Raw genomic sequence first — 14925 nt, forward strand, 5'->3', positions numbered from 1 at the left:
ACTTTAGTATGATACCAGCACAATTTAATAAGAATGAAACATTTTCGCCATAATTTTGAACCTTAACTCTCCAATAGAAACACAAAAGCCTCCTCAACAGGGTGTTAGCAAAAGAAGTAATGTTAATAAACAGAAAAAGTTCGACAAACTGGAAATTGGTCTTACCAAATTTTATTTGCACTACTTTGGCCAGAAGCAACTGTTTTATGCACCAAGCTGGGGTTTATTGTTTTTACAAATAACAAGCAAAGCCAATTGGTAAATTTTTTCATAGATGAAATAGCCAATTGAACTGGTGCAACGACGGATATTTTTTCAGTAATTAAAATATGAATTTAGCGTGCATACGTATGCAGAGTTTTTACACTATCCCAGCCTTCACGTATGCTTTTGACATTCCGGCAACATCTGGTTAGTTGCCCAACAGTTTACAAACACTGAGTGTCACGATGGAGAAAAACATGGCTCAAAAGCAGTGGTATAAAGGTGCGGTTATCTATCAAGTTTATCCGCGCAGTTTCCAAGACACCAATGGCGATGGCATTGGTGATATCAAAGGTATCATTGATCGCATCGATTATATTAAGAGCTTGGGTGTTGATGCTATTTGGATTTCACCTTTCTTTAAATCACCAATGAAAGATTTTGGTTATGACATAAGTGATTATCGTGATATCGACCCTATTTTTGGTAACCTTGCTGATTTTGATGATTTAATTGCACAAGCTCACCAACGTGATATTAAAATTATTATTGATCAGGTATTGAGCCATACCTCAGATCAACATCAGTGGTTCCTCGATAGTCGTGAAGATAAAACCAACGATAAAGCTGACTGGTACGTATGGGCAGATGCGAAGCCGGATGGCACACAACCAAATAACTGGTTATCTATTTTTGGTGGTCCAGCATGGCAATGGGAACCGCGCCGTGGTCAATATTACTTGCATAACTTCTTTGCGGAACAGCCTGATTTAAACTTCCATAATCCTGAAGTTCGCAAAGCCGTATTAGATAATGTGGAGTTTTGGCTTAAAAAAGGTGTTGATGGTTTCCGCTTAGATGCGATCAATTTCTGTTATCACGATGCACAATTACGTGATAATCCTGCTAAGCCGCCTGAAAAGCGTCAGGGTCGTGGCTTTAGCGAAGATAACCCGTATGCGTTCCAGTATCACTACTACAATAATACGCAACCAGAAAACTTAAGCTTTATGCAAGACATTCGTGCCCTATTAAATAAATACCCTGGCACGGTTGCTTTAGGTGAAATCTCATCAGAAGACTCATTAGCTACTATGGCTGAGTACACATCAGGTGGTGATAAACTCCACATGGGTTATAGCTTTGAATTACTTACTAATGATTACAGTGCAGAATATATTCGTAATACTGTGAGTACATTAGAAGAGCGTATGACTGAAGGCTGGCCATGTTGGGCATTTAGTAACCACGATGTTGAACGTGTTGCTAGTCGCTGGAGTAAAGATAACACGATCAATCCGCAACAATGTAAAATGCTGACCGCCCTGCTTGCTTCATTACGCGGCAGCGTATGTATGTATCAAGGTGAAGAGCTTGGTTTAGGTGAAGCTGAAGTCGCTTTTGAAGACTTACAAGACCCATACGGCATTACTTTCTGGCCAAACTTTAAAGGCCGTGATGGATGCCGTACTCCAATGCCATGGGACGCAAGCGATGCTGAACAGGCGGGCTTCTCAACAGCTAAACCATGGCTACCTGTAGGCAATGCTCACAAAGCCGTTGCTGTTAATGCACAAGATCAAGACAAAAATTCGATTTTGAATGCCTACCGTGAATTTATGGCATGGCGTAAAGATAAAAGTGTTCTGTTAGAAGGCGACATTGAGTTTTTAAACACTCAAGAGCCTGTACTTGCTTTTTATAGAACCTTTGAAGGCGTCAAAATGCTGTGTGCATTCAACCTAGGCGCACAAAGTAGCGAGTTAACAATCTCTGATACAGTGTCTTCACTGCATACGGAGCTATCGCATCACACAGCTGAGTTAAACAATAATACAGTCACTCTGCCCGGGTTCGGTTGCTTTTATGCAACCCTGAATTAATTATCAGTTGTTAAACACCAAGCCCTGCAATGCAGGGCTTTTTTATTACTAATAACACGATTAGTGATTCATGGTTTTACTATTAATGTAGTCAGTTAGTGCAAATAACACTCCCGACACCACAAACGTAACATGAATTAACACCTTCCAAAGTAACTCATCCGTTGAATGGTTGTTTGAGCTGATAAACACCTTTAAAAGCTCTACAGCAGAGATAGCGACAATGGCGCTTATTAATTTCATCTTAAGCCCTGAAAAACCAACCTTTCCCATCCATACAGGTCTGTCTTCGTGATTGTCTATATTCAACTTTGAAACAAAGTTTTCGTAACCACTAAAAATAATGATAAGCAAAAGCCCAGCTAAAAGCGCGGTATCAACCAAAGTTAATATTCCCACCAATAACTCTTGATTAGTTGCCGAAAACGTATTTAAGGCCATGCTGTAAAGATATTTAAAAAACTTTAACAACAATAAGACTACAGCGACTAATAAACCTATAAAAAATGGCGCTAACAGCCATCGAGAACGAAAAATAAATTTTTCGACGACTCTCTCTAATGTAGAAGGCACTTTCTTGTTTTTAGTTTGATTAATCTGTTCTGACATTTCTAAAATCACTCTCATAAATATTAGTTTGATAATACGCGGTTTTTATTAGTAATTTCTATATTTGCAGCGCACTACTGTGACTATTTTTTGTTTATCTTTACGATAAAAATATTTCGTTATCTTTTTTACAGATTTCGTTTATAAATTCACTTAAGCAAAGCGGTATGCCCTTTGCGCACCTTTACTGAGCACTTTAAGCCAGTAATTATTAATTATGTTGATTAGGAATAATTAAATGAACAAAGCATTGCTAGCACTAATTTTGGCACCTGTATTAAGCGTGTCAGCGTCTAACGCAATCGCTAACGAAGCACCTGAAGCATCAGCTGAAATGATCAAAGAATACACTGAGATGTGTTTAAACTGGGCTAAAGATGATGACATCAGCAACGAAGAATTAAAGCCATACGTACTAAAATGTGTGAACGATGAGCTTGAAGCTGAAGGCTTTAAGAAAGTAAAAGACGTACAAATTTAATTTGTCGTTAAACCAGATATAAAAAAACCGGAATGACACAAAGACGTGCGCTCCGGTTTTTTATTGTCTTGAAAAGCTAAGGAATTATTCCTTAGCTTTTGTCGATGTTTTCTTTTTTTCAGACGCTTTCTTTTTACTTTCTTCAACCCACTTGCCATTTTGGTAGTGAGCAGTCCAACCTGTCGCTTTACCATCGACTTCACTCATCACATATTGTTCTTTATTTTTACGGCTATAACGAACAATTGCAGGGTTGCCATCTGGGTCTTGCGTAGGCGCATCAGCTAAATAATAAAACTTCTCAGAAATACGATCTCTAAAACGTTTTAACTCTTCAACTTTAGGTGCACGAGTTTCACGAGACTTAGGAAAAGTATTCGCCGCCAAGAAAATACCTGAAGCACCATCACGAAGTACAAAGTAAGCTTCTGATTTTTCACATTCTAGTTCTGGTAAATGAACCGGATCTTCTTTCGGTGGCGCAGCTTCACCGTTTTTGAGTAATTTACGCGTATTCTTACACTCTTCATTACTACAGCCAAAATACTTGCCAAAACGGCCTGATTTTAACTGCATATCTGAGCCACATTTATCACATTCGATAATTGGGCCATCGTAGCCTTTAATTTTAAAGGTACCTTGTTCAACGATATAACCCTTACAGGCTGGGTTATTACCACAGACATGCAGTTTACGTGTTTCGTCTATCAAGTATGAATCCATTGCCGTTTCACAGATTGGGCAACGCTTCATTTGCATTAGTGATTCTGTTTCAACATCTTCAACATCTGCGGCAATCGCTTCATCACCAGGCACCAAATTCATGGTTGTTGTACAACGCTCTTTAGGTGGCAGGTTGTAACCTGTACAGCCTAAGAATACACCAGTTGACGCAGTACGAATCCCCATTTTACGGCCACAGGTTGGACAATCTATGTCTGTTTCAACCATTTGATTTTGGCGCATACCGCCTTGCTCTTCATCACCTGAAGCAATTTCAAGCTGAGTTGAAAAGTCTGCGTAAAACTTGTCTAGTACTTGTGTCCAAACGCGCTCACCTTCTGCGATATCATCCAGACGACCTTCCATTTTAGCGGTAAAATCAAAGTTCATCAGATCTTCAAAGTTTTCCACTAAGCGGTCAGTAACTATCTCACCCATTTTTTCAGCGAAGAAACGGCGGTTTTCAACGCGCACATAACCACGGTCCTGAATCGTTGAGATAATTGATGCATAAGTTGAAGGGCGACCAATACCACGCTTTTCAAGCTCTTTAACTAAGCTTGCTTCACTAAAGCGCGCAGGTGGCTTAGTAAAGTGTTGCTTAGGATCTAACTCAACAAGCGTTAGTACATCACCCTCTTTTACTGCTGGTAATGATTGATCTTCTTCATTCTTTTTACGAACAGCTGGCTGAACTTTTGTCCAACCATCAAAACGAAGTACACGGCCTTTTGCTTTTAGCTGATAATCACCCGCACCTACGGTTAAAGTTGTTAGGTCATATTCAGCAGGTACCATTTGACAAGCTACAAACTGACGCCAAATTAATTCGTAGAGCTTTTTCGCATCGGCTTCAACACCATCTAAATGGCCTGATAATACCGAGACACTTGATGGACGTATCGCCTCGTGCGCCTCTTGTGCATTGCCTTTAGAGCTGTAACTGATCGGTGCTTTTGGTAAATACTTTTCACCAAATTGCTCGGTTACGTAATCACGACACATTTCAACCGCATCTTTTGATAAGTTGGTTGAGTCGGTACGCATATAAGTAATGTGACCCGCTTCATATAAGCGTTGAGCCAGCATCATAGTCTTTTTAACACCATAGCCTAAACGTGTACTAGCAGCCTGTTGCATGGTTGAGGTAATGAATGGTGCACTAGGCTTACTCTTGCTTGGCTTTTCTTCAACGCTAACAACCTTGTACTGAGCTTTCTCTAGGTCAGTAACCGTAGCCATTGCCTGAGCCTCATTAACAGGCTTAAATGCTTTGTCAGCGTGTTTCGTAACTTCTAAACGTAATGCAGCTTCACTATTTTTAACATCAGCGTGTACATCCCAAAACTCTTCAGGGATAAACGCTTTGATTTCACGCTCACGCTCAACTAGTAAACGCACCGCAACAGATTGCACACGACCGGCTGATAAACCACGAGCAACTTTAGCCCAAAGTAATGGTGACACCATAAAGCCCACTACACGGTCAAGAAAACGACGCGCTTGTTGTGCGTAAACCATATCAGTGTTTAGTTCACCCGGTGTTTCGAATGCTTGTTGAATTGCATTTTTAGTAATTTCGTTAAAAACAACTCGCTTATACTTTTCAGGCTCGCCACCAATAATCTGTTCGAGGTGCCATGCAATTGCTTCCCCTTCTCTATCCAAATCGGTTGCGAGATAGATTTTATCGGCGTTTTCAGCAAGCTTTTTTAATTCTTGAACAACTTTTTCTTTGCCTGGCAGTATTTCGTAATGTGGTTCCCAACCTTTTTCAGGGTCTATCCCCATGCGGGCAACAAGATTCTTATAATCTCGTTGCTTTTTATAGGCAGCTTTTTCTTCTGGTGACATTTTGCGAACTTCAGCAGGCGTTTTGGTCGCCGCTGTTTTCGTTTTGCCTGAACCTGAAGTTGGAAGATCACGCACATGCCCAACACTGGACTTGACGATAAAATCCTTTCCTAAGTATTTGTTAATTGTTTTTGCCTTTGCCGGAGACTCTACAATTACTAGTGATTTGCCCATAGTTGCCTATTTCTGACCGAAAGTTTTAAAGTTTTTTGCCCTTATAAATGTATATCCATCACATTAAACAAATAAGTATGATTTTTTAACATTGGAGCACGAATATTTATAGGTATATCTACAAACACCAATTGTTACAAGCTTTTAATCGAAACTTTTCTTCATTGACTGAATAATTAAACAATTTTTGTTGCTAATTTAGTCAATGTGGTGTTTTGCGGTAATTTCAAGGGGAATATATAGAACAGCAACAAAAATGCCAACCTTCTGGTTGGCATTTTTTAAATTTAATTGTGCTTAAATTTATTTATCATCAAGTATAGCAATTGATTTACTTACTGTTTTTGTAGTACCAAATTGATTCTCGAAATTAAATGTAATGGTCAGCACACCATCTGCGTCTTGGTTACCGTCAACCTCTCGAGCTATACGTACACTTGAAGACATTGTTGAGTCTCTATTTGTGCTTCCGATAATATCTTGATGTTGCAGTATAGAAAAATCACCATTGTCTGCAGTAATTGTTACCTCTGTACCTGCAGGTAATGGATTACCAAATTCATCACTGTAGAAAATTTGGATATTGATACCCGATAAACCTATATCAATATTTTCTGGGCCTGAATTAGGATCATCCTCATCGTAATTCGGGTTAGGGCGTATAACACTCGACAAATCAATTGATTGAACATCACACCAGCTTGCATTATCTGATTCTTCAAAGCCACCTGCAAATGTCGAACTACAATCAGCTGGCACAACTACTTCGTAAGGAGCAGTCACTACTTCATCTGATTTTAATACTGCGAATCGTACATAAGGTTCATCACCAGACATAACTACTTCAATCTGCTTACGAACTTCAATTAAATCACGCGTACATTGCCCTGCATTAAAGGCAGCTTCACTACATAACAATCCGTTATATTTACCATCAGGGCCGTCATATACACCATCATTATCAAGATCTCGCCATGTTTCATTATGACCGCCTCGTGAATTTTTCTCCGAGCATGGGTCTGAATCAGCATCGTAAGAATCTCTGGTTGCATCGCTACAGTTAGCTTTGTCAAAGGTATTATTTTCATTGTGGTCATTAAATGCTTCAGGTAAATCATATAACGTATAATATTCACCAACATCAAATAACCCGTTTCGACGAGTAACGCCATCTGATGACTCCTCATCCTCGTAGCTCTCTTGACCTTTCGCTACCGCAAGTATGCTTGTTCGTCCACCTCGAATTACACCATTTGGATCATTTTTAGCGCGAACTAAGGTGCCAATACATGGGGCTGCAATACCAAAATAAGGGTCGCAGTTTATTTCACCAGTTTTAGGGTTTATTCCTTCAGTAGTTGCAGTATTACCATCAATTTCACCAATTCTATTACCCCATTTGTAGTCATAGAAAGGTCGTTCACCCTGCGAGCGCCATGTAACAACACATGATGCATCAGTAGTACGACATACTGCTTCATTACTTTGTGAACCTATAACACCTGACTCAGTTAAAACGGTTGATTCAACACCATCACTATTGAATTGATTAAATTGGTCACCAAAATAAACTGTCAGGTTATTAGTGACGCCATTATAATTTAATGCATTTGGATTTAAGACTTCTGGGCTTAAGTCAAAACTGTTTTGATCTGTAACACCAGAGTATAAAGCAAGTTGAGATGACACTGCGTTAATTTGCTCAGTTAAAGGCACTAAGTGAAGTGTCCCTGCAGGGCAAATTTCATTGCTTGGTTCAGCTTCGCATAGTTCAACTTCATCTGTCCAACAAGATAAATCATCACCTTCAGGCAAGGCAGCAACATCTTCTTTAGAAACAAAACATGCTTTAACGACAAGTGGTCCAGGAACGATGCCTGAAGTCACTGTTGTTTGTACAACACCATTGTTGTCTGTATTAGCAGTTCTTTGCGTTAATTTTGCTAAACCTACTGAATCCGTCAATTTAAAATCAATACGTTGCTGTGCAGAAACAATACCATCCGCATCAAGTAATCTGAAACGAACGACTGATTGTGTTGGTAAGCCACCTTCACCAGGTGGAAGCGCAATCACTGGCTCCGAAACATCAAGAAATTGTATTGATTGAACAGCCGATACTTCAACAGGTATAACAGTAGACGCCGTAAAATTTTTGCCGCCCGTTTCAACTGTAATATTAACCACATCATTGATTGAACAGCCGTTAGCACGGTATGTTGAGCTTGCAATACCTGCTGACGATTGTACTGATGCATCAATTGTCGAGTCATTATTTGAAACACACGTAGAGTTAAATTCTACTTCTGTAGGCGTGGTAAATAAATTACCTTGCTCGTCGCGAAGGGTAACTTCAATAATAGTACTACCACCCGCTTTCAAAGGAATTGTATTGCCTTCACTATCTGTGTTTAGTCCATTATCAACTTCTAACACTAGATCAGCGATACCAACAGCAAAGTTAAGATCTGCACTTTCACCTAACGATGACACCGAAATAGTACCAGCACCGCCTGTATTTCCTGGCTGTAATTTTAAAAGTGCAACACCAAAGTTATCAGTCAGAGCTCGACCTGAAGAAGGTAATACAGAGCCAAGATCAGTTGTTACATCAACCAATGAGTTAGCAACACCATCACCGCCTTGGTCATTTATTACTTCTACAAATAAATCACCTAACTCGGTTGATGAAATTGAATTAGTAATAGTACAGCCAGAAGCTTGCGAAGTTGGATCAAGCTTCACATTATTTCGATTTTGATCCCACGATGGGTTGCAGCCTGTTAGCATTAGAACAGACACTGAGTATTGGGCAGCATCAGAAGAAGCATCATCACCATTTGATATAAAACCTACCGTTTTCGTAATGGTGTTATCATTTTCATCTGTATATGTTGCGATAACTTGACCAGCGCCTTTTGAATCGCCACTACTTAAAGTGACATTTGCTTGGCCATTTTCATCTGTTAGCGCAGTACCTAGTACGGGTGTAATTTTACCTGTGAAGTTTGTAGTAAACGAGATCAATTGGCCAGCAATTGGAGTGCTTTCATCAAGTAAAGTAGCTGTAACCGTTCCTTTGTTGTTTTTACTAACCGGGTTGTCTGAAGAGAAAGGTAGACCAGAACTGTCAACTATCGAAAGTCCTAATGAAACTGTGCCACTGCTATCACCCGTTTGTGAACCATCGGATGTGAAACCAAAAGTATCACTAAAAGTCTCTTCACCAACTATGTAGGATGCAGTAATGATACCAGCTCCTGCCGTATCACCTGCAGTGACAGTAATTGATGCAACACCATTTGAATCGGTCAAGCTCGTACCAGAAGCAGGTGTTATCAAGCCAATACTACCATCAAGACTAAAAGTTATCACTTCACCAGATACAGCAACGCCCTGATTGGTCAGAGTTGCTGAAATAGTTAATGGTGATTCGACCGTTACAGAACTCGACTCTTCATTTGTGCCCGCTGTATAACCTTTCACAGATACAGAGTAACTTGGGGTATCAGTCGTACCACCATCCCCTCCATCAAGTGAACCGCTATCGTTCTCTAACGACCCACCGCCGCCACAGGCAACTAACAATGAGCTGAAAACTATAATACTTAGCCATCGCAATAAAGGCATTGACCTCTCCCTAGTTAGCTATTTTAAATTTATTTATATATTTACCTAATATTAACCTAAAAATTGGACGAATATCATAATTTTTTTATCAGATTTACAGCGAATTAATTTAAAATATTTGTCGAATTTTCCTGTATAAAAATCTTCAGGCTGGTAGGCTATGGCGAAATTTATAAAAATATAGACTAGGTATATGTCAAAAGTACGATCTTTAAGCCTTACGTCTCGTATCATGGTAGGTATGGTACTGGGTGTGCTTGTTGGTTTTATCTTTCAAGCGATTTTAGCGGGTGAAGACGATTTCCTAATTCCACTAGGATTATTCTCTTTACCAATTAAAGCATTTTTTGTGGATGGTATCTTCCATGTAGGTGGGCAAATATTTATCGCAAGTTTAAAGATGCTGGTTGTTCCATTGGTTTTTGTATCGCTGGTGTGTGGTACATGTAGCTTAAGTGACCCTAAAAAACTAGGTCGATTGGGTGGAAAATCAATCTTACTCTATCTAGTAACAACAGCAATAGCGATCACCGTTGCTATTACACTAGCGCTATTAGTTAATCCTGGTGAAGGTATTAACCTACCATCAGATGCGACCTACAGTGCTAAAGAAGCACCTACCCTTGCACAAGTCATTATTGGAATGTTTCCTACCAACCCAATTGATGCAATGGCAAATGGCAATATGCTGCAAGTTATTGTTTTTGCTTTGTTATTTGGTGTGGCGATGGCTTTAAGCGGTAAAGCAGGTAAACGTGTTGCAACCGTGTTCGAAGACTTAAACACCGTTATTTTAAAACTTGTTACCCTACTGATGAATATCGCCCCTTACGGTGTATTCTTTTTAATGGCTAAGTTATTCACAACTATAGACTTTAAACTCATCACTAGCCTTGCCTTATACTTTGGCGTGGTGGTCTTCGCGCTCTTAATTCATGGCTTTGTAAACTATAGTATCTTATTAAAAGTATTAACTGGTTTAAATCCAGTGACGTTTTTAAAGAAAATGAAAAACGCCTGTTTGTTTGCGTTTAGTACTTCAAGTTCAAGTGCAACAATGCCTATTACCCTTGAAACTGCTAGCAAAAAACTTGGTGCTCACAACTCAGTTGCTTCATTTACGGTACCTTTAGGCGCAACTATTAACATGGACGGTACAGCAATTATGCAAGGTGTTGCTACCGTGTTCATTGCACAGGTCTTTTCAGTTGATTTAACAATTTCTGATTATTTAATGGTTATCTTGACCGCGACACTAGCATCTGTTGGTACTGCCGGTGTGCCAGGTGTTGGTCTTATCATGTTAGCGATGGTGTTAAACCAAGTAGGCTTACCTGTAGAGGGGATTGCTATCATCATTGGTGTTGACCGTTTACTTGATATGACACGTACCGCTGTAAATGTTACAGGTGATTGTATGGTGACCTGTGTGGTTGCAAAATCTGAAGGTGAATTTGATGAGGACGTATTTAACGATCCAAATGCCGCTAAAGATTTAGAAGACTATCATAAGTCGATTAAGTAATAATCTACTTATGAACGACTCATAAAAAACCCGCTTAAATAGCGGGTTTTTTATTGCCTATATACTTTTTAAAACTGAAGCTTAAGGGTTTAAGCCTTTAAAACGCGACATTAAACTCACACCTGCTTTACTCAAACCAGAGCTTAAGCCCACCGCTAATTTATCGCTCAAATTCTTCTTAATACGGTATTTCACTTTGAAGATTTGACGCTCTTTTGCTTGGCTCAATAAAATATCATCGCTTGTGTCAATTTTATCAACTAAGCCTTTATCAAAGGCTTGAGTAGCAAACCAGTGCTCACCTGTTGCAACCATATCTATATCAAGTGAAGGGCGTTGTTCACTAACAAATGTTTTGAATAAGCCATGCGTTTCTTCTATTTCCTGTTTGAACTTTTCGCGACCTTTGTCTGTATTTTCACCAAATAAGGTTAATGTTCGCTTGTATTCGCCTGCAGTAATTTGCTCAAAGTCCACATCATTCTTTTTCAAAATTTTATTAAAATTAGGAATCTGCGCAATAACCCCAATTGAGCCAACAATTGCAAATGGTGCAGCTACGATTTCATCAGCAACACATGCCATCATATAGCCACCACTCGCCGCTACTTTATCAATGGCTACAGTCAAATGCACTCCGGCATTACGTAAGCGTTGTAGTTGAGACGCTGCAAGTCCGTAACCATGCACTACACCTCCGCCACTTTCTAGACGAACAAGAACACGGTCTTTTTCTTTATCTGCAATAGTTAAAATAGCTGTGATCTCTTCACGTAAGCTTTCTACTTCGTGCGCATCTACACTGCCATTAAAGTCAATTACATATAAACGTGACTTAGGGTCTTCACTGTGTTGTTTTTTTGCGTCTGCTTTTTGTTGTTTCTGGTGAGCTTTTAACTCTTTCTTTGAAAGTGTGTTTTCGATAAAGCTTTGTTTTAAATCATCAAGCTGTTCACTTAAATCATCAATGGTTATCTCGCCCTTCTTCGCTTTAGGTTTTACCGCAGCTCCCATGATAATGGCAACAATGACAGCAATAGCGATGACAAATGTGAGGGTTTTTGCGAAAAATAACCCGTACTCATATAAAAATTCCAATCAAACTCTCCACTTATTATTTATTCGCCACAATTTACCATGCTTTAAAGCAAAAAAAAGCCACATGATGTGGCTTTTTACTTAATTGGTTATTACTTAATTAATAGGTTTCAGTTATTCAGTGACAACATCTGAGTTTGTAACCTGAAGATACTGACCACGGCTTGCTAAGAAAGTCGCAATTTGCAGTTGCATCTCAGCTGTAGCAGCTGCACTTTCTTGCGCTGTAGCACCTGAATCAGCAGTAGCTACAGGCGTTAACACTGAGCTGTGATGACCTTTAGTGAATTTAACCACATAACTCATCGCATCAGCAGTTGGACCTTGTGTCTCAGCAACCGTTGATAAGCCCATTAAGTTGGCAAGAGGTAAACTACCAGCAATTGGATTACTCGCCACCATTGGTGGGATAACCATATCAGCATTGTTATTTTCACCGTCACCCACGACAACACTCATGTAGACTGGTGTGCCAAGCGCTGCAACTGATGCGGCGTAGTTTGAAGGGTCTCCACTATCAAGCGCCGTTTGTGCAGCAAAAGCAAACTGAGTAATTATGCTTTGAATATTAGCAAGTTTGACAGTTTCACCAGCCATAGTTAGCGAACCAATGTACTCTTTATACGCACATGTAACAAAAGCTGTTTGGTTAGAAGCAAGTGAACCACAGTTAGACAGCGCTTCATTTTGTGCATAAGCACCAAACTCTGCAGATTCAGCTGTGCCTGCTGCAAGTAAAACAGAGCCTTGCACAAAAGGACCAAATGTATTTGACTCAATTAAGAAACTGGCGATACCACCGCCACCACTGGCAAGTGCAACACTCTTCACGTTGAACATTGGATCAACTTGCTCAGCTAGCGGTGCATTAGTCACAGCAACAAATGCTGGAGCAACTACAGAGCCTAATGAATGGCCTAAGAATGAAACATCTTGGGCATTTAAATCAGCAGCACCAGTAAAGTTAAGACCTAAACGTAACCCCAGTAAATCAGCAACTGATTGACGTAAGCTATCACGCGCAACTAATAATGACTGTAAGTTCATGTAGCTTAAAACTGAACCTGTAGAAGCATTAAAGTCATCAGTACCATCGCCGTCTACATCTACACCACGCTCACCGTGCATTGGGTGGTCGATTGCAGCCGTTGCAAAACCTTGCATTGTTAATTGTGCTGTAATTGCTAGCATATCTTCTTTTTTAGAAGTAATACCGTGCTGAAGAATCACTACTGGCCAACCACCTTCAGGCATTACCAGAGGATCCAACCCTAACTGACCACGTATTGCGTTGATCACAGGTAAAATTGGTTTAGTAACTTGTACTGGGACGTTAGCAATGCTTTGTGTTTTTGGAATCGTGTTGTATTTGGTTAAGTGTTTAGTTTGATCTAAACCTAAATCACGAAGTTTTCCACCACTTAACGCCATACATAAACCATCAGTTTCGCTGATTGGGTCTGTTGGGAATGAGTCACCTGCAGTAGATGCATAGCCAAGTACAGCAACACCACTGTCGCATAGCCCTTGCCAATAAGTTGCTGATAAATCATCAACCGTTTTGCCTGTAGGTGTTGCTAAATACATAGGTAACATCACGCTACCCTTTTGATATTGCACACCACCAAATACTGGTGAAACACCTGTAATACCTTGTGATGCGAATACTTGCTCAACTGTAATTACGGGTTGCTCTGGAATTTGAACCATTGGTGTTGGTAAGGCAGGTTGCGAAAGGCTAGCTGCTAAAAGCTGCTTAACAGTACCTAGTACTTGACCTGCTGATTGCATTGTCATCGCAGCAGAGTAAATAATTTCATCTTTTGTGATTGCGCCACCTGAGGTGACTGCATTTTCGTAGCTATTAATCACCGCTTGCAGAGATTTTTGTGAATCAGTAATTAGCGGTGTTTCTTCACTAACAAGTGCATAAGTAGAAGATGGTTCTATTGAACGCCCTTCTGAGTCCATTAAAGACGTTGTTAAAACGTTTATGTAAGTGCTACCCGCTTTAAAAGGTTTAAGTGGGATCACAGCAACCGCATCACCAGAACCTTGTGTAATGAAGTCAACACCAAAGGTAAGCTCAGAAACCAACTTACAGGCAATGCCTGCAGGTACTTGCGAACAGGTTTCATCTGTTTGACTTGCGCCCATAACTACTTCAAAAATACGAACTGCACCAGGTGAACCGGCAGAAGCCATATCAAGTGAGATACCCGCAGGGAATGCTAAATCGATTTTAAACGGAGTTTGTGTTGACCAGCCATCAAGGGCACCTAGTGCAAGCTGAGGATCAGCATAGGCTGCGCGTTCAACACTAACATTGTTGTCGTCTAATTCACCCGGCATATTTAAAGTGCCATCAAGTGTACCACTCATCAGTAAGTCATTAGGTACCGAGATAACGCTATTTGCAGGGTCAAATTTAACGGTCGCGGTTGGGATGACAGGTGGGGTGTCATTTTTAACATCTTCTAATGTTTCTCCTCCACCACAGCCGGTAATGACTGACGCAATGGCTAGTGAGAGTAGCATTTTTTTCATAATTTCGCTCCGCGCAAATCTTATTGTTATTGTGTGTTCAAAGTTAAACGTAGTTGTTCTACTACCTTTATTCTAAGTTAAATTAATGTAATTAGATTATTAATAAGACATTAGACCAGTTAAAGTTAACGTAAAGTTTCAATTTTCGCCACCTTAATTTGCAATAAATTCGATAACTTGGCTTTTTGCTATGTTAA

8 protein-coding genes are annotated in these 14925 nt (G+C 39.9%); 3 read left to right on the plus strand and 5 right to left on the minus strand.

Translation table 11 applies throughout. From position 1 onward, the window contains the following. Positions 1–461 precede the first annotated feature (461 nt). Entirely contained in the window at positions 462–2087 is a 1626-nt protein-coding gene (locus AAEU31_RS09515) for an alpha-glucosidase family protein (RefSeq protein ID WP_421967085.1), read from the plus strand. 60 nt (positions 2088–2147) lie between these two features. Here AAEU31_RS09515 and AAEU31_RS09520 read toward each other — a convergent pair whose 3' ends face one another. Beyond that, entirely contained in the window at positions 2148–2696 is a 549-nt protein-coding gene (locus AAEU31_RS09520; RefSeq protein WP_135924956.1) for a TIGR00645 family protein, read from the minus strand. Between the two features lie 238 nt (positions 2697–2934). On the opposite strand from AAEU31_RS09520, the gene AAEU31_RS09525 reads away from it, so the two are divergent. Further along, positions 2935–3177, plus strand: a complete 243-nt coding sequence (locus tag AAEU31_RS09525; protein ID WP_135924959.1) for a hypothetical protein — start codon at positions 2935–2937, stop codon at positions 3175–3177. A gap of 84 nt (positions 3178–3261) precedes the next feature. Here AAEU31_RS09525 and topA read toward each other — a convergent pair whose 3' ends face one another. Beyond that, positions 3262–5928 (minus strand): type I DNA topoisomerase, encoded by a 2667-nt coding sequence (gene topA / locus AAEU31_RS09530; RefSeq protein ID WP_421967086.1) that lies wholly within the window; start codon positions 5926–5928, stop codon positions 3262–3264. A gap of 303 nt (positions 5929–6231) precedes the next feature. After that, positions 6232–9558, minus strand: coding sequence for a hypothetical protein (locus AAEU31_RS09535; protein WP_421967087.1), 3327 nt, complete (start codon positions 9556–9558; stop codon positions 6232–6234). Between the two features lie 193 nt (positions 9559–9751). On the opposite strand from AAEU31_RS09535, the gene AAEU31_RS09540 reads away from it, so the two are divergent. Further along, positions 9752–11083 (plus strand): dicarboxylate/amino acid:cation symporter, encoded by a 1332-nt coding sequence (locus AAEU31_RS09540; RefSeq protein WP_135924966.1) that lies wholly within the window; start codon positions 9752–9754, stop codon positions 11081–11083. Between the two features lie 81 nt (positions 11084–11164). On the opposite strand, the gene sohB is transcribed toward AAEU31_RS09540, so the two are convergent. Together sohB and AAEU31_RS09550 are read right to left on the minus strand one after the other, a co-directional pair. Next, positions 11165–12181: a protease SohB gene (gene sohB / locus AAEU31_RS09545; RefSeq protein ID WP_235382463.1), complete on the minus strand. Its 1017-nt coding sequence runs from the start codon at positions 12179–12181 to the stop codon at positions 11165–11167. A 114-nt stretch (positions 12182–12295) separates the two neighbouring features. Continuing rightward, positions 12296–14728: a VolA/Pla-1 family phospholipase gene (locus AAEU31_RS09550; protein WP_135924971.1), complete on the minus strand. Its 2433-nt coding sequence runs from the start codon at positions 14726–14728 to the stop codon at positions 12296–12298. Positions 14729–14925: the final 197 nt, after the last annotated feature.

Source organism: Pseudoalteromonas thalassia (assembly GCF_049257215.1).
In the GTDB taxonomy this organism is placed as follows: Bacteria; Pseudomonadota; Gammaproteobacteria; order Enterobacterales; family Alteromonadaceae; genus Pseudoalteromonas; species Pseudoalteromonas lipolytica_C.

Coding starts and splice junctions, on each gene's coding strand:
- AAEU31_RS09515 (WP_421967085.1), top strand. CDS start 462: ATGGCTCAAAAGCAGTGGTATAAAGGTGCGGTTATCTATCAAGTTTAT.
- AAEU31_RS09520 (WP_135924956.1), bottom strand. CDS start 2,696: ATGTCAGAACAGATTAATCAAACTAAAAACAAGAAAGTGCCTTCTACA.
- AAEU31_RS09540 (WP_135924966.1), top strand. CDS start 9,752: ATGTCAAAAGTACGATCTTTAAGCCTTACGTCTCGTATCATGGTAGGT.
- AAEU31_RS09550 (WP_135924971.1), bottom strand. CDS start 14,728: ATGAAAAAAATGCTACTCTCACTAGCCATTGCGTCAGTCATTACCGGC.
- topA (WP_421967086.1), bottom strand. CDS start 5,928: ATGGGCAAATCACTAGTAATTGTAGAGTCTCCGGCAAAGGCAAAAACA.
- AAEU31_RS09525 (WP_135924959.1), top strand. CDS start 2,935: ATGAACAAAGCATTGCTAGCACTAATTTTGGCACCTGTATTAAGCGTG.
- AAEU31_RS09535 (WP_421967087.1), bottom strand. CDS start 9,558: ATGCCTTTATTGCGATGGCTAAGTATTATAGTTTTCAGCTCATTGTTA.